The organism is Neisseria sp. P0021.S007, assembly GCF_051956855.1.
The window spans coordinates 1-484 of sequence record NZ_JBQCXA010001420.1 but is presented as its reverse complement, the minus strand read 5'-3'; the positions used below and the strand labels follow the sequence as shown (position 1 = coordinate 484).

The following is a 484-nucleotide window of genomic DNA, read 5'->3' as shown; positions in this document are numbered from 1 at the left end:
GACGAAAACGGCGATTTAGGCCCGGTTTACGGCTACCAATGGCGCAGTTGGCCTGCACCCGACGGCCGCCATATCGACCAAATTGCCAACGTGGTGGAACAAATCAAGAAAAATCCCGACTCGCGCCGGCTGATTGTGTCCGCATGGAATCCGGCTTTGGTCGATGAAATGGCCTTGCCGCCTTGCCACGCGCTGTTTCAGTTTTACGTTGCCAACGGCAAACTGTCTTGCCAGCTTTACCAACGCAGCGCCGATATTTTCCTTGGCGTACCGTTCAACATCGCCAGCTACGCATTGTTGACCATGATGATGGCCCAAGTATGCGGACTGGAAGCAGGTGAGTTTATCCATACGTTTGGCGATGCGCATTTGTACAGTAACCATATCGAGCAGGCCCAGCTACAATTAAGCCGCGATTTCCGAAACCTGCCGACCATGAAAATCAACCCTGAAGTCAAAGACTTGTTTGAATTTAAATTTGAAG

At 51.2% G+C, this 484-nt stretch carries 1 protein-coding gene; it reads left to right on the top strand.

The window, feature by feature from the left end:
* Window positions 1–484, top strand: a 484-nt coding sequence (thyA, locus tag ACTHUR_RS19500; protein WP_440400438.1) for a thymidylate synthase, incomplete at both ends; no start/stop codon positions are given.